Annotated in this window: 17 protein-coding genes and 1 other RNA gene; 11 read left to right on the forward strand and 7 right to left on the reverse strand. The window is 65.4% G+C overall.

Annotation, left to right across the window (positions count from 1 at the left end):
- Window positions 1-45: 45 nt before the first annotated feature.
- The 4 genes from ligA (at window position 46) to F3J43_RS16550 (ending at window position 5,201) form a co-directional block, all read left to right on the forward strand.
- A complete protein-coding gene (gene ligA / locus F3J43_RS16535; RefSeq protein ID WP_166888719.1) occupies window positions 46-2,400 on the forward strand; it encodes an NAD-dependent DNA ligase LigA in 2,355 nt (784 codons plus the stop codon).
- Between the two features lie 187 nt (window positions 2,401-2,587).
- An RNA gene (gene ffs / locus F3J43_RS16540) (signal recognition particle sRNA small type) lies at window positions 2,588-2,684 on the forward strand.
- 149 nt (window positions 2,685-2,833) lie between these two features.
- Complete coding sequence (locus tag F3J43_RS16545) at window positions 2,834-3,229, forward strand: hypothetical protein (RefSeq protein WP_166888723.1); 396 nt, start codon at window positions 2,834-2,836, stop codon at window positions 3,227-3,229.
- Between the two features lie 31 nt (window positions 3,230-3,260).
- Window positions 3,261-5,201, forward strand: coding sequence for a hypothetical protein (locus tag F3J43_RS16550; protein WP_166888725.1), 1,941 nt, complete (start codon window positions 3,261-3,263; stop codon window positions 5,199-5,201).
- A gap of 13 nt (window positions 5,202-5,214) precedes the next feature.
- Here F3J43_RS16550 and F3J43_RS16555 read toward each other — a convergent pair whose 3' ends face one another.
- Window positions 5,215-5,625, reverse strand: a complete 411-nt coding sequence (locus F3J43_RS16555; protein WP_166888728.1) for a helix-turn-helix domain-containing protein — start codon at window positions 5,623-5,625, stop codon at window positions 5,215-5,217.
- Between the two features lie 83 nt (window positions 5,626-5,708).
- On the opposite strand from F3J43_RS16555, the gene F3J43_RS16560 reads away from it, so the two are divergent.
- Entirely contained in the window at window positions 5,709-6,203 is a 495-nt protein-coding gene (locus F3J43_RS16560) for a DUF2938 domain-containing protein (RefSeq protein WP_166888731.1), read from the forward strand.
- Here the strand turns inward: F3J43_RS16560 and F3J43_RS16565 are convergent.
- Window positions 6,200-6,970, reverse strand: coding sequence for a substrate-binding periplasmic protein (locus F3J43_RS16565; RefSeq protein ID WP_166888734.1), 771 nt, complete (start codon window positions 6,968-6,970; stop codon window positions 6,200-6,202). The genes F3J43_RS16560 and F3J43_RS16565 overlap by 4 nt on opposite strands.
- A gap of 132 nt (window positions 6,971-7,102) precedes the next feature.
- Here F3J43_RS16565 and dnaX point away from each other — a divergent pair, with 132 nt between their 5' ends.
- The 3 genes from dnaX to recR all read left to right on the forward strand — a co-directional run bounded on the left by dnaX (window position 7,103) and on the right by recR (window position 10,256).
- On the forward strand, window positions 7,103-9,163 hold the full coding sequence (dnaX, locus tag F3J43_RS16570; protein WP_166888737.1) for a DNA polymerase III subunit gamma/tau: 2,061 nt from the start codon (window positions 7,103-7,105) through the stop codon (window positions 9,161-9,163).
- Between the two features lie 66 nt (window positions 9,164-9,229).
- On the forward strand, window positions 9,230-9,565 hold the full coding sequence (locus tag F3J43_RS16575; protein ID WP_166888740.1) for a YbaB/EbfC family nucleoid-associated protein: 336 nt from the start codon (window positions 9,230-9,232) through the stop codon (window positions 9,563-9,565).
- A gap of 88 nt (window positions 9,566-9,653) precedes the next feature.
- A complete protein-coding gene (recR, locus tag F3J43_RS16580; RefSeq protein ID WP_166888743.1) occupies window positions 9,654-10,256 on the forward strand; it encodes a recombination mediator RecR in 603 nt (200 codons plus the stop codon).
- A gap of 96 nt (window positions 10,257-10,352) precedes the next feature.
- Here recR and F3J43_RS16585 read toward each other — a convergent pair whose 3' ends face one another.
- From F3J43_RS16585 to acnA, 4 genes are all read right to left on the reverse strand, one after another.
- The gene (locus tag F3J43_RS16585; RefSeq protein ID WP_016711710.1) at window positions 10,353-10,901 is read right to left on the reverse strand and encodes an adenine phosphoribosyltransferase; all 549 of its coding nucleotides are present in this window, start codon (window positions 10,899-10,901) and stop codon (window positions 10,353-10,355) included.
- Window positions 10,902-10,953: 52 nt separating this feature from the next.
- Window positions 10,954-11,688 carry a Crp/Fnr family transcriptional regulator FnrA gene (gene fnrA, locus F3J43_RS16590; protein WP_166888746.1) on the reverse strand — a complete coding sequence of 245 codons (735 nt, stop codon included), beginning with the start codon at window positions 11,686-11,688 and terminating at the stop codon, window positions 10,954-10,956.
- A gap of 187 nt (window positions 11,689-11,875) precedes the next feature.
- Entirely contained in the window at window positions 11,876-13,258 is a 1,383-nt protein-coding gene (gene hemN / locus F3J43_RS16595; protein ID WP_166888749.1) for an oxygen-independent coproporphyrinogen III oxidase, read from the reverse strand.
- A 175-nt stretch (window positions 13,259-13,433) separates the two neighbouring features.
- Complete coding sequence (acnA, locus tag F3J43_RS16600; protein WP_166888751.1) at window positions 13,434-16,175, reverse strand: aconitate hydratase AcnA; 2,742 nt, start codon at window positions 16,173-16,175, stop codon at window positions 13,434-13,436.
- A 251-nt stretch (window positions 16,176-16,426) separates the two neighbouring features.
- On the opposite strand from acnA, the gene rlmM reads away from it, so the two are divergent.
- From rlmM to pdxB, 3 genes are all read left to right on the forward strand, one after another.
- The gene (gene rlmM, locus F3J43_RS16605) at window positions 16,427-17,491 is read left to right on the forward strand and encodes a 23S rRNA (cytidine(2498)-2'-O)-methyltransferase RlmM (RefSeq protein WP_166888754.1); all 1,065 of its coding nucleotides are present in this window, start codon (window positions 16,427-16,429) and stop codon (window positions 17,489-17,491) included.
- 67 nt (window positions 17,492-17,558) lie between these two features.
- Entirely contained in the window at window positions 17,559-17,801 is a 243-nt protein-coding gene (gene tusA, locus F3J43_RS16610; RefSeq protein WP_166888757.1) for a sulfurtransferase TusA, read from the forward strand.
- Between the two features lie 47 nt (window positions 17,802-17,848).
- On the forward strand, window positions 17,849-18,991 hold the full coding sequence (pdxB, locus tag F3J43_RS16615) for a 4-phosphoerythronate dehydrogenase PdxB (protein ID WP_166888761.1): 1,143 nt from the start codon (window positions 17,849-17,851) through the stop codon (window positions 18,989-18,991).
- Between the two features lie 66 nt (window positions 18,992-19,057).
- On the opposite strand, the gene F3J43_RS16620 is transcribed toward pdxB, so the two are convergent.
- Window positions 19,058-19,231, reverse strand: a complete 174-nt coding sequence (locus F3J43_RS16620) for a PA1571 family protein (protein ID WP_166888766.1) — start codon at window positions 19,229-19,231, stop codon at window positions 19,058-19,060.
- Window positions 19,232-19,487 lie beyond the last annotated feature (256 nt).

Genomic DNA, 19,487 nt, shown 5'->3' on the forward strand with positions numbered 1-19,487 from the left:
GAGCAGCCTGGGGCTGCTCTTTTGCTTTGCAAGAGAAGACGAAGAATGAACGCCGAATCCCGAATCCATGAACTGCGCGCCGAGCTCGACCGGCACAACTACCGCTACTACGTGCTCGACGAGCCCAGCGTGCCTGACGCCGAATACGACCGCCTGTTCAACGAGCTCAAGGCGCTGGAGGCCGAGCACCCGCATCTGGTAACCCCCGACTCGCCGACCCAGCGTGTCGGTGGCGCGGCCTTGGCTGCCTTCAGTCAGGTGCGTCACGAGGTGCCCATGCTCAGCCTGGGCAATGCCTTCGAGGAAGACGACCTGCGCGACTTCGCCCGCCGTGTGGAAGAAGGCCTCGACCTGCCGGGAGCGGACCTGTTCGGGGCGTCCGCTGCCGTCGACTACAGCTGCGAACCCAAGCTCGACGGCCTGGCGGTGAGCCTGCTGTACCGCGATGGCCAACTGGTGCAGGGCGCTACCCGTGGCGACGGCACTACCGGCGAGGACATCAGTGCCAACGTGCGCACCGTGCGCAATATCCCGCTCAAGTTGCAGGGCGAGGGGTGGCCGGCGGTGCTCGAGGTGCGTGGCGAGGTGTACATGAGCAAGGCCGGTTTCGACCGGCTCAATGCCGCCCAGGCCGAGGCCGGCGGCAAGACCTTCGCCAACCCGCGCAACGCTGCTGCCGGCAGCCTGCGCCAGCTGGACCCGAAGATCACTGCCAGCCGCCCGCTGGAATTCTGCTGCTATGGCGTCGGCCAGGTGTCCGAGCCGTTCGGCGACAGCCACATCGGCATTCTCGAGAAACTCAAGACCTGGGGGCTGCCGATCAGTCGCGAGCTGCGCCACGCCGCAGGCATCGAGGAGTGCCTGGCCTACTACCGGGACATCGGGGCGCGGCGCAACGACCTGCCCTACGAGATCGACGGCGTGGTGTTCAAGGTCAACAGCCTGGCTTCGCAGCGCGAGCTGGGCTTCCGGGCCCGTGAGCCGCGCTGGGCGATCGCCCACAAGTTCCCGGCCATGGAAGAGCTCACCGAAGTGCTCGACGTCGAGTTCCAGGTCGGTCGAACCGGCGCGGTGACGCCTGTGGCGCGCCTGAAGCCAGTCAAGGTGGCTGGGGTCACGGTGTCCAATGCCACCTTGCACAACATGGACGAAATCGCCCGGCTGGGCCTGCGCATCGGTGACACGGTGATCATCCGTCGCGCCGGCGATGTGATTCCGCAAGTGATGCAGGTGGTGCTCGAGCGTCGTCCCGAGGATGCCCGCCCGGTGGCGGTGCCCAGCGCATGCCCGGTGTGTGGTTCGCAGGTCGAGCGTACCCAGTTGGTCAAGCGCAGCAAGGGCAAGGAAACCACCAGCGAGGGGGCCGTCTATCGTTGCGTTGGCCGCCTGAGCTGTGCTGCCCAGCTCAAGCAGGCGATCATCCACTACGTGTCGCGCCGGGCCATGGACATCGATGGCCTGGGCGAGAAGAGCGTCGAGCAACTGGTTGACGAAGGCCTGATCCGCTCGCCGGCCGATCTGTACAAGCTCGAGTTCGAGCAGGTGGTCGACCTCGAAGGCTTCGCCGAGGTCTCCAGCCGCAAGCTGCTGGAAGCCATCGAGGCCAGCAAGCGCCCGAGCCTGGCACGCTTCATCTATGCACTGGGCATCCCCGACGTGGGCGAAGAGACCGCCAAGGTGCTGGCCCGTTCGCTGGGCAGCCTGGCCCGCGTGCAGGTGGCGTTGCCGCAGGTGCTGACCTACCTGCCGGACATCGGCCTGGAAGTCGCCTACGAGATCCACAACTTCTTCGAGGATGCGCATAACCGCGAGGTCATCCAGCAGTTGCTGGACAGCGGCATGCAGTTGCAGGACGAAGGCGAGTTGGGTGCCGAGTTCGCCGCCAGCACCACGCTGGCCGGCATGCTGGCCAAGCTCGACATCCCGTCGGTCGGTCCGACCGGGGCCGAGAAACTGGTCGACAAGCTCGGCACCTTGGACAAGATCATCGCCGCCGACGGCATCGACTTGCGCCAGGCGTTGAACACCAAGCAGGCCGAAGGCGTGCGCGAGTTCTTCAAGGTCGAGGCCAACCAGCAACTGGCGCGTGATATCGAAGCCCAGTTGCTGGCCTTCGGCATGCACTGGTCGTGCGAGAAGAAGAGCGCCGAGGGTCTGCCGCTCGCTGGGCAGACCTGGGTGCTGACCGGCACCCTCGAGCGCATGAGCCGCGACGTGGCCAAGGAAAAACTGGAAAGCCTGGGGGCCAAGGTGGCAGGTTCGGTCTCCGGAAAGACCCACTGCGTGGTCGCCGGTCCCGGCGCCGGCTCCAAGCTGGCCAAGGCCAACGAGCTAGGGGTCAACGTACTGGACGAAGAGCAGTTCGTCGCGTTCATGGCCGGGCAGGGCATCGCCCTGTAGGCGCCAGCCTGGCTGGCGAACCGGACACCGCGGAGTCTGGCATCGACGCCGCCGCCGTTGTTCGCCGGCTGGCATGCCGCCACAAGTCCTTGAGAAATGATGGTTTTTTCTCGGGAAGAGGTTGTAACTTCCGGCTGGCGCTGTACAATGGCGCGGCTCGTCACATGGCGAGCCGTCGTGGTGGCCCCATCGGTCCCCCCGCATTGATTACCCGTTAACCTGGTCAGGCCCGGAAGGGAGCAGCCATAGCGGGAACATCGAGTGCCGGGGTGTGGCTGGTGGGGCCGCCTCCATTTCAGGCCCGGGAAACTTCACCGCGCCTGCCGCGCCAGTCCTTCTTACCTCTGCATACGTCTTCGCACCTGCACAAAGCTGCGCGGGGCCTTATCATGCATCCCATCGTGTCAGTCCGTTCGGCCAGGAGATAGCGACCGTGGAACATGTCGACGACCTCACCCGCCACAAGATCCGGGAATGGCAATTGCGCCGCCTGGAAATCAAGGACCAGATGGCTGCCCAGCCCGAGCGCATGCTGGAGCTGTCGCAAGTGCTCGACCAGATGGAAGAAGAGCACGAGCGCATCCTCGGCGAAGCGGCGCCGCCCGCCGTCGCCAGCGAGCCCGCCGCGGCGCTGGCGCTGCAGCTCAACGTTGCTGCGAGCAGCGTGCGTGACCTGCGCAAGTTGCTGGAACTGGCGTTGCACGAGCTCGAGGGGGTACTCGACGCCCAGCAGCCCGGCAACAGCTACCCTGGCGACATGTCTGGTTCTCTGGGCGCCTACCGGTTCGAACTGGTGACGGGCGACACGCCCGATACTGGCGCGGTCTGAACGATCCCTGGTTTGCGCAAGGTCGACCCGCATGCAACCTGAACACTTCGATTTCTCCCGGCCGGTCTACCTGCCGGTTTCCCAGGAAACCTGCCGGGCACTTCTGGAGACGCCAGCGCTCGAGACGCTGAGCGATCCAGAGCTGGCTGCCGTGCTGGTGGTGCAGAACCTTGCCCAGGCCTCAGGCAAGGTCGATGCGCGAGGCGCGGAGAAGGTCCTGGGCCGGCTGCTGGCCTGGGCCGTCGATGGCCCGCATACGGCCGGCGTCGGGCTGCTGTCCGAGGCGCGCCGGTTGTTCGACGCGCGCAAGCTGTACTTCGGTCTTGAGGTGATCAAGGGCTCGAACCTGCATCTGCTTGGCGCAGACGAAGTCGCGGCCGGTGATTACCTGCTGGCCAATGGCAAGTGGGACTTCGATTTCCGCATCCGCCGCCACCATGACGGCAATCCATTCAGCCAGCGGGTGACGACCGGTTTCGATCGGGAGCGCTGGCTGACCGTCGAGCAGGACAAGCTGCTCAAGGTGATCCGCGCCAATCTCGATGAAGACATCCATGTGCAGGGCTATGCCGGGATCGGCAAGAGCTACCTGCTCGGTGCGCTGATGGACTGCCTGCCGCGTGGCCGGGTGCTGGCCCTGGCACGCACGCCGGCCAAGCTCGGCACGTTGCGCCAGCGCATGGGGCTGGACGCTCAGGCCAAGCTCGGCATGACCTTCGGCCAGTTGGCCCGGGCGCTGCTCAAGGATGCACAGCCGGCTTCCGCCCGCTCGGTGGTTCGAGGCCCTGGCAAGCGCCGGCTGGCCGAGGAACTGGGTATTGTCGGCCTGCGCCAGTACGATGCCGAGCATGCGCTGGATATCTGCCTGGAGGTGTTGCACGCCTATTGCGAGTCGCGGGACTACAGTTTGTCCAGCCGCCATCTGCCGTTCTTCCGGCAAGCGCTGACCGGCATGGATGCGCAGGTGTTGCTGGAGTACGCCAGCCGCCTCTGGCGTTATCTGCAAGCGAATCCTGCCTGGGGCGCGCAGACCGGGTTCGAGGCCTTGCTGCTGATCAAGCGTGCCAGCCTGGCCGGGTGCAGCGTGCCGACGCGCTTCAGCCACGTGATCATCGACGAGAGCCAGGACCTGCCGGCCTCGCTGTTGCAGGTGATCGAGCGCGGTCGGCAGGTGCTGATCACCCTCGGCGACGAGTATCAGAAGGCCGTTGGCGAAGTGGTCCGGCGCGAGCGCCAGGTACGCCACAAGGACATGGCCTTTGCCGTGCGCTCAGGGCCCAAGGTCGAACGGCTGATCAACCCGCTGATCGGCATGCATTCGCACAAGTCCAAGGTCGCTTTCGAGGCGGCGCGCAACGTCGATGTGGGCATCGAGCATTTCCCCGAGGGCTTCGTTCCACCTGAGGGCTGCGTGGTGCTGGGCGCGTCGCGTTGGGACATCATGCGCTGGGCCATGGAGCTGGCTGAGTGCGGTTGCCTGCTGGATTTCCCTGACTGGCCTGACATGCGGCGCTTCATGGCCACGGCCATCGGCCTGTTCCGGGCAGCGTTCTATAGCCCCGGACATGATGCGGCGGGCCCGCATGCACACTTCGCCCATCTGCTCGACTGGCAGCAGGTGCGCGACGCCGAGCGCTTCGATGGCGCGTTCCGGTGGGTCGAGGCGCGACTGGAGGGCGGTTACAAGCTGGCCGACCTTACCGTGCTGGAGTCCCGGGTCAGCGCCCAGAGGGCCAGCATCACACTGATGATGGCCGAGGAGGCTGGCGGCCTTGAGTTCGACCAGGTGCTGCTGACGCCCGAGCTGATGAGCACCGAGCCGTTCAAGGACGCCTACGCCTTCGATGCGCGGATCTGCGCCGTGTACATCGCGTTGTCGCGGGCGCGGCGCCAGCTGTACTTGCCGTATGACGTGGAGGAGTGGATCGACTACCACAAGGGGCAGCCGTTCCGCGAACTGCACGGTTATTGAGCGGTACGCGCCTCTAGCGCCTGGCCCCGGCTGCTGGCTTGTTGCGTTTGCCACGGCCCGTTGACACCTGCAGCAGCCGTTGGAACTTGGGACAGTGCAGGTGGTTCTCTTCCGGGCAGGCGGCGGCATGGCGCAAGCCCTTGCTCATCGCCTGCAGGCGCTTGACCTGCTGGTCGATCTCAGCGGCCCTGTCCAGCAGCAGCTGCCGGTCTACCCGCTGCTCCACCAGCATTGCCGCCACTTCATCCAGTGAGAAACCTGCCGCCTGGCCCAGGGCGATCAATGCCAGGCGTTCGCTTGTATCGGCCGGAAACTGGCGGCGTTGGCCAGGGCTTGTCAGTGACCTGAGCAGGCCCTTCTTGGCGTAGTAGCGCAGTGTCGAGGCCGGCACGCCCGTGCGCCGGGCGACATCGGCAATGTCCATCGCGTTCTCCTTGACTTGAAGTCGACTTCAACTTGCATGCTGCGAGCCATGGACATTTCCGTCAATCCTCTCGGAGCTTTTGCATGCCTCTCGTTACCTTGCTGTTCTCCATGCTTTGGGTCGGCGTCGGCGCCACCCTGGTGATGGACCTGTGGACCCTGTTGCTCAAGCGTCTGGGCATCGCCACCCTCAACTACGCCATGGTCGGTCGCTGGGCCGGGCACTTGGGCGCGGGGCGCTGGCGACATCAGGCGATTGCCAAGGCACCGCCGGTGCGGGGCGAGCTGCTGCTGGGCTGGCTGCTGCATTACGTCACCGGGCTGCTGTTCGCCGCGATCCTGGTAGGGCTGGCATCGCCGCAATGGCTGCAATCCCCCACGTTGTGGCCGGCCCTGTCGTTCGGAATCGTTTCGGTATTGGTGCCGCTGTGCGTGATCCAGCCGGCGCTGGGGGCGGGGTACTTCGCGATGAACACACCGACGCCGCTGAGAAACTGCCTGCGTAGCCTGGCCACCCATGCCGTGTTCGGGGCAGGGCTCTACCTGGCTGGCCTGGTCAGGGTCGCTCTGTTCGCCTAATCGCCATCGCCCCGTGTCAGGCGCTGTGGCGAGGACGCATCGGTGTAGCGTTCGATGATGCGCTCGACCTCCCCGGACTGCTTGAGCCGCATCATCGCCTTGAGTACACGCCGGGTCGGTAGCAGGGGGTCGTTGCGCACCAGGCAGCCCAGGGCTTGCTCCTGCAGCACGGCGACGACGCGCAGGCGCTGCTCCGGAGGATGCTGGCGGTTGAACCATTGCAGCGACAGCTGGTTGCTCACCGCATGGCGGTAGCGTCCGGCCTTGAGCTTCTGCAGGGCGAGCAACTGGTTGCGGCTGTCCTCGCGCTGCAGGCGGCCACGGTTGAACAGTGGGGCGAGGGTAGGGTAGGTGTAGCCGAGTACGGTACCGATGGATTGGGGCGCCAGGTTCTCGGGGGTGGTCGGGTTGCTGTCGCCGGGGCGGCCTACCAGCAGGTCGCGTTGCTCGATCAGCGGGACGCTCCACAGGTAGTTGCCGGGGCGTTCGTCCAGCCATTGGCTGGAAACGTAGCAGCGCACGTCGATGTCGCCGTTCTCCAGGGCTTCCTGCAGGCGCAGGCGCGCCATCACATGGTACTGCGCGCGGGTTCCCGTTTCGCGGGCGATGGCCTGCATCAGCTCGAACAGGATGCCTTCCACCGGCTGTTCCTGCTCGGTACGCATCAGTGGCATGCTCCAGCTTTCGGCGATGGAAAAGCGCAGCACCGGCTGCTCGGCCAGGCTGTGGGTCGTCCATAACAACAGGATGGCCAGGACTTGCCGCACGTCTCATCCTCCCTGATCTGTCCGGCTGCACGCCCGCTACTGAGCTTAGACGAGATCGGCAGGGTGCATTTTCGGCCCCGCTCCGCTAGCATTAGCGCTCTTTCCGCCCGCTCCGGTCACGATGGTTTTTTGATGAGTTATCAGGTTCTTGCACGTAAATGGCGTCCGCGCTCGTTCCGCGAAATGGTCGGCCAGACCCATGTGCTCAAGGCTTTGATCAACGCCCTGGACAACCAGCGCCTGCACCACGCCTACCTGTTCACCGGTACCCGTGGCGTGGGCAAGACCACCATTGCGCGGATCATCGCCAAATGCCTGAACTGCGAGACGGGCATCACCTCCACCCCCTGTGGCACCTGCTCGGTGTGCCGGGAGATCGACGAGGGGCGCTTCGTCGACCTGATCGAGATCGACGCCGCCAGCCGCACCAAGGTCGAGGACACCCGCGAACTGCTCGACAACGTGCAGTACGCGCCCAGTCGCGGGCGCTTCAAGGTCTACCTGATCGACGAAGTGCACATGCTCTCGACGCACTCCTTCAACGCCTTGTTGAAGACGCTGGAAGAGCCGCCGCCCTACGTCAAGTTCATCCTCGCCACCACCGATCCGCAGAAGCTGCCGGCGACCATTCTTTCGCGCTGCCTGCAGTTCTCGCTGAAGAACATGAGCCCGGAGCGGGTGGTCGAGCACCTCAGCCATGTGCTGGGCGCCGAGAACGTGCCTTTCGAGGACGATGCCCTGTGGCTGCTTGGCCGTGCCGCCGATGGTTCGATGCGCGACGCCATGAGCCTGACCGACCAGGCCATCGCCTTCGGCGAGGGCAAGGTGCTGGCCGCCGATGTGCGGGCGATGCTCGGCACCCTGGACCATGGCCAGGTGTATGGCGTGCTGCAGGCGCTGCTCGAGGGCGATGCCCGGGCGCTGCTGGAAGCCGTGCGCGAACTGGCCGAGCAGGGGCCGGACTGGAACGGTGTGCTGTCGGAAATGCTCAACGTGCTGCACCGGGTGGCCGTCGCCCAGGCGCTGCCGGAGGCGGTCGACAATGGCCAGGGCGATCGCGAGCGGGTGCTGGCGCTGGCCCAGGCATTGCCGGCCGAGGATGTGCAGTTCTACTACCAGATGGGCCTGATCGGCCGGCGCGACTTGCCGCTGGCGCCGGATCCGCGTGGTGGCTTCGAGATGGTGCTGTTGCGCATGCTGGCGTTCCGCCCGGCCGATAGCGACGATGCGCCGAGGCCAGTGCTAAAGCCAGTGGGGATCAGCCAGGCCACAGCTGATCCAGCCAAGCCGGTGGCAGCCGCGGCGACTGTCGTCGAACCGGTTGCCGCTTCTGTTGCGCCTGAGCCTGTTGTGCCGGTAGCGCCGGCGGTCGTCGAGGCGGCTCCGCTGGTCGAGCCGCAGGCTGTTCCAGAGTCAGAGTCAGAGTCAGAGCCAGAGCCGCAGGCCGTGATGCCGGAGCCGGTCGAGGAAGTCATCGACCTGCCTTGGGAAGAGCCGGCCGCTCCGGTTGCTCCGCCGCAGCCACAGCAAGCCCCAGAGCCTGAGCCTGCGTCTGCCAGGTCGACCCCTGCCGTCAGTCAGGTGGACGATGACCAGCCGCCGTTCGATCCGTCCGCCTATGGCGCGGCAGGCATGGAGCGTGACGATGAACCGCCCGCGGACGAGGACTACTACGTCGTGGACGGCGACCCGGCCGGCTTCAGCTATCTCGACGAACTGGCCGAGCATGTGCAGGAAGAGCCGCCTGCCAAGCCCGTCGAGCCGGCGCTGGCGGCCAAGCCGGCCACGGGGCTGGCCTTGCAATGGCTGGAATTGTTCCCACAGTTGCCTGTCTCAGGGATGACAGGCAACATCGCCGCAAACTGTACGCTGATCGCCGCCGATGGCGATGACTGGCTGCTGCACCTGGACCCGGGACAGGGCGCGCTGTTCAACTCGACGCAGCAACGTCGTCTGAACGATGCGCTCAACCAGCAACTGGGGCGCACCATCAACCTGAAGATCGAGCTGATCTGCCCGGAGCAGGAGACGCCGGCCCAGGCCGCCGCCCGCAAGCGTGCCGAGCGTCAGCATGACGCCGAAGTGTCGATCGAGCAGGATCCGCTCATCCAGCAGATGATCCGGCTGTTCGGCGCGACGGTGCGACAGGATACTATTGAACCTGTCGACGCCCTGGCCAGCCAGGGCCAGTGAATGGATAACCATGCGGCCGGCTTCGTGGCCTGGCCGCATCATATGAACTGATCGAGGTATACCCCCATGATGAAAGGTGGCATGGCCGGCCTGATGAAGCAGGCCCAGCAGATGCAGGAAAAGATGCAGAAGATGCAGGAAGAGCTGGCCAATGCGGAAGTGACCGGCCAGTCCGGTGGCGGCCTGGTCAGCGTGGTGATGACCGGTCGCCATGACGTCAAGCGCGTGAGCATCGACCAGACCCTGATGTCCACCGACGCCGACGACAAGGAAGTGCTGGAAGACCTGATCGCCGCCGCGCTGAACGATGCCGTGCGCAAGATCGAGCAGAACAGCCAGGACAAGATGGGCAGCATGACCGCCGGCATGCAGTTGCCGCCTGGCTTCAAGATGCCGTTCTGATCGGTTTCTCGCTTCACGGAGGGAGCAGCGGCCTGGCGGTCGCTGCTCCCTCGTTCGTTTTGACACCTGAATTGGCAGGCCTGCATACATGAGCTTCAGCCCCCTGATCCGCCAACTGATCGACGCCCTGCGCATCCTCCCCGGGGTCGGCCAGAAAACCGCCCAGCGCATGGCCCTGCAGCTGCTCGAGCGCGACCGTAGCGGTGGTACGCGCCTGGCCCAGGCCTTGAGCCAGGCCATGGAGGGCGTTGGCCACTGCCGCCAGTGCCGTACCCTGACCGAGCAGGAACTGTGCCCGCAGTGCGCCGATCCGCGCCGCGACGATACCCAGCTGTGCGTGGTCGAAGGGCCGATGGACGTGTATGCGGTAGAGCAGACCGGCTACCGTGGCCGTTACTTCGTGCTCAAGGGGCATCTGTCGCCGCTCGATGGTCTTGGGCCGGATGCCATTGGTATCCCGCAATTGATGGCGCGCATCGACGAGCAGGGCACCTTCAGCGAGGTAATCCTGGCCACCAACCCGACAGTGGAAGGGGAGGCGACGGCTCATTACATCGCCCAGTTGTTGGCCGAGAAAGGCCTGACAGCCACGCGGATCGCCCATGGCGTGCCGCTGGGGGGCGAACTGGAACTGGTGGATGGCGGGACGCTGGCCCATGCGTTCGCCGGGCGCAAGCCGATTTCGCTGTAGGACGGGCAAATACATCGCGGGGCAAGCCCGCTCCCACGACGCCGAGCAGAATCGGCGTGGGAGCGGGCTTGCCCCGCGATGCTTGTACAGGCGAACTCAGTATTCGCTGAGGGAGAACTCGGTCAGGCAGAAGGTCGGCACGCCGGCCGCCTGCAGGCGCCGCGAGCCGTCCAGCTCCGGCAGGTCGATGATCGCTGCCGCCTCGAACACCTGGGCACCGGTGCGGCGCACCAGGTTGGCAGCCGCCAGCAGGGTGCCGCCAGTGGCGATCAGGTCATCGAAGATCAGCACTGAATCCCCTTCGCAGAGGCTGTCCGCGTGGACTTCCAGGAATGCCTCGCCATATTCGGTCTGGTAACCCTCGCTCAGGACATCGGCCGGCAGCTTGCCTTGCTTGCGAAACAGGATCAGCGGCTTGTTCAACTGGTGGGCGATGATCGAGCCGATCAGGAAACCCCGGGCGTCCATGGCACCGATATGGCTGAACTCGGCCTCGACGTAGCGCTCGATGAACTGGTCGGCGACATAGCGCAAGCCGCGCGGTGACTGGAACAGCGGGGTGATGTCGCGAAAGATCACGCCCGGCTTGGGGAAGTCCACTACCGGGCGGATCAGGGCTTTGAGGTCGAAGGTGTCGCTGTGCATGGGGGGTATCCTGGAAAAACCAAGGCGCCAGTATACCCTTTTCGCGGCGTGGTCAGGCCTCGAGTGCCCCACCGGCCAGCGCGCACAGCTGGATCGGGTCGAGGATGTGCACCTCCTTGCCCTCGGCCTTGAGCAGGCCGTTCTGCTGGAAGCGGGTGAACACGCGGGATACGGTTTCCACGGCGAGGCCGAGGTAGTTGCCGATCTCGTTGCGCGACATGCTCAGGCGGAACTGGTTGGCCGAATAGCCGCGAGCGCGGAAGCGCGCGGACAGGTTGACCAGGAAGGTGGCGATGCGCTCGTCGGCGGTTTTCTTCGACAGCAGCAACATCATTTGCTGGTCGTCGCGGATCTCGCGGCTCATTACCCGCATCAGCTGGCGGCGCAGTTGTGGCAGCTGGACCGACAGCTCGTCGAGGCGTTCGAACGGGATCTCGCACACCGAGGTGGTTTCCTGGGCCTGGGCCGACACCGGGTAGGCTTCGGTGTCCATGCCGGACAGGCCGACCAGCTCGCTGGGCAGGTGGAAGCCGGTGATCTGCTCCTCGCCGCCGTCGCTGAGGCTGAATGTCTTGAGGGCGCCGGAGCGTACCGCGTAGACCGAGCCGAAATTGTCACCCTGGCGGAACAGGAACTCGCCTTTCTTCAGGGGGCGGCCACGTTTGACGATTTCATCCAGTGCGTCCATGTCCTCGAGATTGAGGGACAGGGGCAGGCACAGGGGGGCCAGGCTGCAATCCTTGCAATGGGCCTGGTTGTGTGGGCGCAGTTTTACTGGCTCGGACATTTCTTTCGATCCTTGTGGGAAAGCACACATAAGCCGTAAGGATAACCTGCGGCATGGGCTATAGGCCAGCGTGCGCTTTTTTGGTGCGCGCTGGTGGCGGCGGGCGGTGGGTGTTCCGCTACCGTTCAACTGTCCATAGTGTGCCTCGAAAGGCGGGCTGTCCATGCGGTGAATCGCCTCAACGGCGTCAGATCACCCGCGAGAATCGCTGGCGGTTGTGTTGCGCGAGGTAGGCGTCGAACACCATGCACACCGAGCGCGCCAGCAGGCGGCCGGCGGGCAGGATGCGGATGCCTTTGCTGTCCAGGGTGATCAGGCCGTCGCGTTGCATGGCCTGCAGCTCTGGCCACAGGTCATTGAAGTAGCCGCGAAAATCGATGGTGAAGGCTTGCTCTATCGATTCGAAGTCCAGTTCGAAATGGCAGATCAACTGTTGGATCACAGCCCGACGCAGGCGGTCGTCCGGGTTGCACAGCAGGCCGCGCTGGGTCGCCAGCTGGGCGCTGGAAAGGGTGTCCTGGTAGGTGTTCAGGTCGCTGCTGTTCTGGCAGTAGAGGTCGCCGATCTGGCTGATCGCCGAGACGCCCAGGCCAATCAGGTCGCAGTGGCCATGGGTGGTGTAACCCTGGAAGTTGCGCTGCAGGGTGCCTTCTTCCTGGGCGATGGCCAGCTCGTCGTCGGGCAGGGCGAAGTGGTCCATGCCGATGTAGCGGTAGCCGGCGGCAGTCAGTTGCTCGATGGTCGCGTGCAGCATCTCCAGCTTGGCCGCTGGTGATGGCAAGTCGTTGCTGTCGATGCGCCGCTGGGGCATGAAGCGTTCGGGCAGGTGTGCGTAATTGAATACCGACAGGCGGCCAGGCTGCAGGCGGATGACTTCCTCGACGGTACGGGCGAAGCCTTCCGGAGTCTGCTTGGGCAGGCCATAGATCAGGTCGAGGTTGATCGAGCGAAACTGCAGGGTGCGTGCCGCCTCGATCAGGGTACGGGTCTGTTCCAGGCTTTGCAGGCGGTTGACCGCGCGCTGCACGGCCGGATCGAGGTCCTGCACGCCGAGGCTGACGCGGTTGAAGCCCAGCTCGCGGAGCAGGCCCATGGTCGACCAGTCGGCTTCGCGCGGGTCGATCTCGATGCCGTAGTCGCCGGAGTCATCGTCCAGCAGGTTGAAATGCTGGCGCAAGGTGGCCATCAGCTGGCGCAATTCCACATGGCTGAGGAAGGTCGGCGTGCCACCGCCGAAATGCAGCTGCTCAACGACCTGTTTAGGGTCGAGGTGGCAGGCGATCAGCTGGATTTCCTGTTCGAGGCGTTGCAGGTAGGGCGCGGCGCGGGCGCGGTCCTTGGTAATGACCTTGTTGCAGGCGCAGTAGTAGCAGATGTTGGCGCAGAACGGCACATGCACGTACAGCGACAGCGGGCGCACGGCACGGCGGCTCTCGCGCAGGGCGTGGAGCAGGTCGAACGAGCCCACTTCGCCGTGCAGTTGCACGGCGGTCGGATAGGAGGTGTAGCGTGGCCCGGCCAGATCGTAGCGACGAATCAGGTCGGCGTCCCAGCGTAGGTCGTCGAGCATGTGGGTAGTCCCCGGATAGAGCTGCAGTGTCCGGAGTCTAGGGGCGTCTGTAGGAATCTGTGTTGATTTGTATCAAGCTGCTTGAGGGGCGTGAGCCCGCTCCCAGCACGGAGCCAGCCTTGCCGGCGAGCACCGGCAAGGCTGGCGGGGGATGTTCCCCGCAGGAGAGGGCTTGCTACGCCGCGATCAGCTGTCGCAATACGTAGTGCAGGATCCCGCCGGACTTGAAGTACTCCACTTCATTGAGCGTATCGATCCGGCACAGCACCTCGATCTGCGTCTGCCGGCCATCCTCGCGGGTGATGCGCAACGGCAGGCTCATGCCCGGCCGGATCTGCGCCCCGCCCAAGCCCAGTACCTCGATCTGCTCCGTGCCGGTCAGCCCCAGGCTTTTACGGTCGTCCCCGGCCTTGAACTGCAGCGGCAGCACGCCCATGCCCACCAGGTTGGAACGGTGGATGCGTTCGAAGCTTTCCGCCAGCACTGCCTTGACCCCCAGCAGGTTGGTGCCCTTGGCTGCCCAGTCGCGGCTGGAACCGGTGCCGTATTCCTGTCCGGCAATCACCACCAGTGGCGTACCGTCGTTCTGGTAGCGCATGGCGGCGTCGTAGATCGACAGCTTCTCGCCGGTGGGCACGTACAGCGTATTGCCACCTTCCTCGCCGCCGAGCATCTCGTTACGGATGCGGATGTTGGCGAAGGTGCCGCGCATCATCACCTCATGGTTGCCGCGGCGCGAGCCGTAGGAATTGAAGTCGCGGGGCTCCACGCCTTTTTCGCGCAGGTAGCGCCCTGCCGGGCTGTCGGCCTTGATGTTGCCGGCCGGGGAGATATGGTCGGTGGTTACCGAGTCGCCGAGCAGGGCGAGTATGCGTGCGCTCTTGATATCGGTGATCTGCGGCAGCGGCCCGCCGATATCGTCGAAGAACGGAGGATGCTGGATATAGGTGGAGTCGTCCTGCCACACGTAGGTCGCTGCCTGCGGTACTTCGATGGCTTGCCACTGGGCGTCGCCGGCGAACACTTCGGCGTACTCCTTGTGGAACATGCGGGTATCGACCTTGCGCACGGCCTCGGCGATTTCCTGCTGGCTCGGCCAGATGTCGCGCAGATACACCGGCTTGCCATCCTTGCCGGTGCCCAGCGGTTCCTGGCTGAGGTCGATGCGCACGCTGCCGGCCAGGGCGTAGGCCACCACCAGGGGCGGCGAGGCCAGCCAGTTGGTCTTGACCAGCGGGTGCACCCGGCCTTCGAAGTTGCGGTTGCCCGAGAGCACCGAGGCGACGGTGAGGTCGGCACTGCCGATGGCTTTCTCGATGGCTTCGTCCAGCGGCCCGGAGTTGCCGATGCAAGTGGTGCAGCCATAGCCCACCAGATCGAACCCGAGTTGATCGAGGTAGGGCGTCAGGCCAGCAGCCTTGTAATAGTCGGTGACCACTTTCGAGCCGGGGGCGAGGGAGCTCTTGACCCATGGCTTGCGCTGCAGGCCTTTTTCCACCGCTTTCTTCGCCACCAGCCCGGCGGCCATCATCACGCTGGGGTTGGAGGTGTTGGTGCAGGAGGTGATGGCGGCGATCACCACGGCGCCGTCACGCAGGGTGTGGCGCTGGCCGTCATGGGTGTAGTCGATTTCGCCGGCCTGGTCGGCATTGCCCACTGCCACGCCGCCGCCACCTTCGCTCTCCAGGCGGCCGACGTCCCTGGCCAGCGGCTTGGGTTGCTGCTCGATGAAATGGTCGAAGGCTTGGCGCACCTGGCCGAGGGCGACACGGTCCTGCGGACGCTTGGGCCCGGCCAGGCTTGCCTGCACGTCATTCATGTCCAGTGCCAGGGTGTCGCTGAACTGCGGTTCCTGGCCGGGCAGGCGCCACAGGCCCTGGGCCTTGCAGTAGGCCTCGACCAGTTGCACGGCCTCCTCGGGTCGCCCGGACAGACGCAGGTAGTCGAGGGTAACCTGGTCGACCGGGAAGAAACCGCAGGTAGCGCCGTACTCCGGCGCCATGTTGGCGATGGTGGCGCGGTCGGCCAGTGGCAGGTCGGCCAGGCCGTCGCCGTAGAACTCGACGAACTTGCCGACCACGCCTTTCTTGCGCAGCATCTGGGTGACGGTCAGCACCAGGTCGGTGGCGGTGATCCCTTCGCGCAGCTTGCCGGTGAGCTTGAAGCCGATCACCTCGGGGATCAGCATCGACACCGGTTGGCCGAGCATCGCGGCCTCCGCCTCGATGCCGCCGACGCCCCAGCCAAGGACGCCAAGGCCATTGATCATGGTGGTGTGCGAGTCGGTACCCACCAGGGTGTCAGGGAAGGCATAGGTACGGCCGTCCGCCTCGCGGGTCCAGACGGTGCGGCCCAGGTACTCGAGGTTGACCTGGTGGCAGATGCCGGTGCCTGGCGGTACTACGCGGAAGTTGTCGAAGGCGCTCTGGCCCCAGCGCAGGAACGCGTAGCGTTCGCCGTTGCGCTGCATCTCGATGTCGACGTTGGCGGCGAAGGCGCCGGGGCTGGCGTAGCGGTCGACCATCACCGAGTGGTCGATCACCAGGTCGACCGGCGACAGCGGGTTGATCCGCTGCGGATCGCCGCCGGCCTTGGCCACGGCCGCGCGCATGGCGGCCAGGTCGACCACCGCCGGCACGCCGGTGAAGTCCTGCATCAGCACCCGCGCTGGGCGGTACTGGATCTCGCGGTCCGAGCGCCGCGCCTGCAGCCATTTGGCCAGGGCGCGCAGGTCATCGCCGGTGACGGTCTCGCCGTCTTCCCAGCGCAGCAGGTTTTCCAGCAGCACCTTCAGCGACATTGGCAGGCGCTGCAGGTCGCCGAGCTGGTGTGCGGCCTCCTCGAGGCTGTAGTAGTGGTAGGTGCGGTCGGCCACCTTGAGGGGCTTGAGGGTTTTCAGGCTATCGAGCGAGGGCATTTACTACTCCTTGTGCTCCGGTGCCCGGCGGCTGCCAATGGCTCGTCGGTGTCACCGCTCTGGATCGGTCCGCACGGCACGGACCTGGGCTGAACAGTCAGGTTAGACCGGTTTGCCGGACCTGACCCTTTTCTGGACCGATGGGGCGTGTCGCAGGTTCCGATCTTCCTTTATCATTCGCCGCCCGGCCGCCATTCGCGTTGTCGGGGGTCAAGGCTGGCGCCGTCTGCGCCAGTGATGTGGAGTGAGAAATGAATACCCTGTTCATGCATTGCCGGCCCGGCTTCGAGGGCGAGGTCTGCGCCGAAATCAGCGAACATGCCGCCCATCTGGGCGTGGCCGGTTATGCCAAAGGCAAGCCGCAGAGCGCCTGCGCCGAGTTCGTCTGCACCGAGCCCGGCGCTGCCGAACGCATGATGCGGGAGCTGCGCTTCGCTCAGCTGATCTTCCCGCGCCAGTGGGCGCGCGGCAGCTTCGTCGAGCTGCCGGAGACCGACCGCATCAGCGTGCTGCTCGAGCAACTGGCCGACCTGCCGGTGTGCGGCAGCCTGTGGCTGGAGGTGCTCGACAGCAACGAGGGCAAGGAGCTGTCGACCTTCTGCCGCAAGTTCGAGGTGCCGTTGCGCAAGGCGCTGGAGAAGGCCGGCCGGCTGGTGGACGATGCGCGCCGCCCGCGCCTGCTGCTGACCTTCATCAGCGGTCGCCGGGTATTCCTCGGCCTGGCCGAGGCGGACAACTCGGCACTGTGGCCGATGGGCATCCCGCGCCTGAAGTTCCCCCGCGAGGCACCCAGCCGCTCGACCCTCAAGCTGGAAGAGGCCTGGCACCAGTTCATTGCGCGTGAGCAGTGGGACGCACGCCTGAACGACGACATGACCGGAGTCGACCTCGGCGCCTCGCCGGGCGGTTGGACCTACCAACTGGTCAAGCGCGGCATGCTGGTGACCGCCATCGACAACGGCCCGATGGCCGAGAGCCTGATGGAGACTGGGTTGGTCACGCACCTGATGGCCGACGGCTTCACCTGGAAGCCGAAACAGACCGTCGACTGGATGGTCTGCGACATCGTCGAGAAACCGGCGCGCACGGCGTCGTTGATCGAGACCTGGCTGGGCGAGGGGCTGTGCCGCGAGGCGGTGGTCAACCTGAAGCTGCCGATGAAGCAGCGCCATGCCGAGGTGCGCAAGCTGCTGGAGCGCATCGAGGCGGGGTTCAAGGCGCGCAAGGTGAAGGTGTCGATTGCCTGCAAGCAGCTCTACCACGACCGCGAGGAAGTGACCTGCCACCTGCGCCGGCTCGACCTGAAACCGCGCTGAGGCCAGCGCGGGGCTGTGACAGTCACGCCCGATGCGCGACAATGACGATCATTTTGCGGAGCCCTCCATGACCGATTTCACCCATGACGCCCTTCTCGACGCCACCGGCCTGAATTGCCCGGAACCGGTGATGATGCTGCACAAGCATGTACGCGAGCTGACAGCCGGCGGCGTGCTCAAGGTGATCGCCACCGACCCGTCGACGCGTCGCGATATTCCCAAGTTCTGTGTCTTCCTTGGCCATGAGCTGCTCGGCCAGGACGAGGACGCCGGCACCTACCTGTACTGGATCCGCAAGAAGGCCGACTGAGGCCTGCGCGATCGCGCTACACTGCGCTCCCCTGACAGGAGAGCGCCATGCTGATAGTTGCCGACGAGAATATCCCGCTGCTCGATGCCTTTTTCGCTGGGTTCGGTGAGATCCGCCGCTACCCCGGCCGGGCCATCGACGCCGCCTGCGTCAAGGACGCCGACGTGCTGCTGGTGCGTTCGGTGACCCGGGTCGACCGGCAACTGCTCGAAGGCAGCCGGGTGCGTTTTGTCGGCACCTGCACCATCGGTACCGATCATCTTGACCTCGAGCATTTCGCCGCTGCCGGTATCCACTGGAGCAGCGCCCCGGGTTGCAACGCCCGTGGCGTGGTCGACTATGTGCTGGGCAGCCTGTTGACGCTGGCTGAACTGGAAGGCGTCGACCTCGGCCAGAAAGTGTACGGCGTGGTAGGTGCCGGAGAGGTGGGCGGGCGCCTGGTGCGGGTACTGCACGGCCTGGGCTGGAAGGTGCTGGTGTGTGACCCGGTGCGCCAGGCTGCACAGGGCGGGGACTTCGTCAGCCTGGACACGATCATCGAGCAGTGCGATGTGATCAGCCTGCACACGCCCTTGCAGCAAGGCGGCGAACATCCGACCTGGCACCTGCTCGACGCCCGACGCCTGGCAGGTCTGCGCCTCGGCGCCTGGCTGATCAACGCCAGCCGTGGACCTGTAGTGGACAACGCGGCCTTGCGTGAGCTGCTGCTCGAGCGCGAAGACCTGCACGCGGTGCTCGATGTCTGGGAGGGCGAACCGCAGGTCGATCTGCGGCTCGCCGACCTGTGTACCCTGGCCAGTCCGCACATCGCCGGCTACAGCCTGGATGGCAAGCAGCGTGGCACCGCGCAGATCTACCAGGCGTTCTGTGCCTGGCGTGGCGAACCGGCACCGGTGCGCTTGGCCGACCTGCTGCCGCCGCCTGCGCTGGCGCAGGTCGAATTCGACGCTGGCGCCGACCCGGCCTGGGCCCTGGCCATGTTGTGCCGGGCGGTGTACGACCCACGGCGGGACGATGCGGATTTCCGGCGTAGCCTGTGCGACGATCCGACCGAGCAGCGCGCGGCGTTCGACCTGCTGCGCAAGCATTATCCTGTGCGACGCGAGATCGAAGGGTTGGCGGTGCGGTTGCGCGGCGAGTCGCCGCAATTGGCGCAGATGATCAGCGCACTGGGAGCGGTGCTGGTCTGAAGACGGTGGTAGCGGCCAATAAAAACCCGGCGCAAGCGCCGGGTCGTAGGGAATCCTTGCCTTGCCTCAGGCCTTGTGGACCTTCTTCACCCGGCTTTCCTCCAGATCCTTGCAGGCCTGCTGGATCATCTGCTCGGTGATCGGGACTTCCCGGCCCTGGGCGTCAATGTACGAACCGCAGACTTGAGGTTGTGGGCGGTCCTGGCGTTTCGTGGTCTCGGTGCTGTGCTGCAAGCTCATTTCCTGTCTCCTCTCAGGTGCAAGCTCAAGATATCGCCTCGCCGTGACTGGCCTGTTACAGCTTCCGTGGCATCACGACAAGGACAGTCCACCAGAAAGCACGGCAAAGCTCCAGTGACACGTTAGAACGAATCAGCATAGCGTCCTTTTCCGAAGGCGCCGCCGTCTCGCTGGCCCTTGTTGCGACGCAGTGGCGTGTTCGGGAGTTCCAGGCGGGCGGACGAATGGTAGGCTTGGCCATCTCCGGCCACCCGAC

The sequence above is a fragment of the Pantoea sp. Cy-639 genome, assembly GCF_011752525.1.
GTDB lineage: Bacteria > Pseudomonadota > Gammaproteobacteria > Pseudomonadales > Pseudomonadaceae > Aquipseudomonas.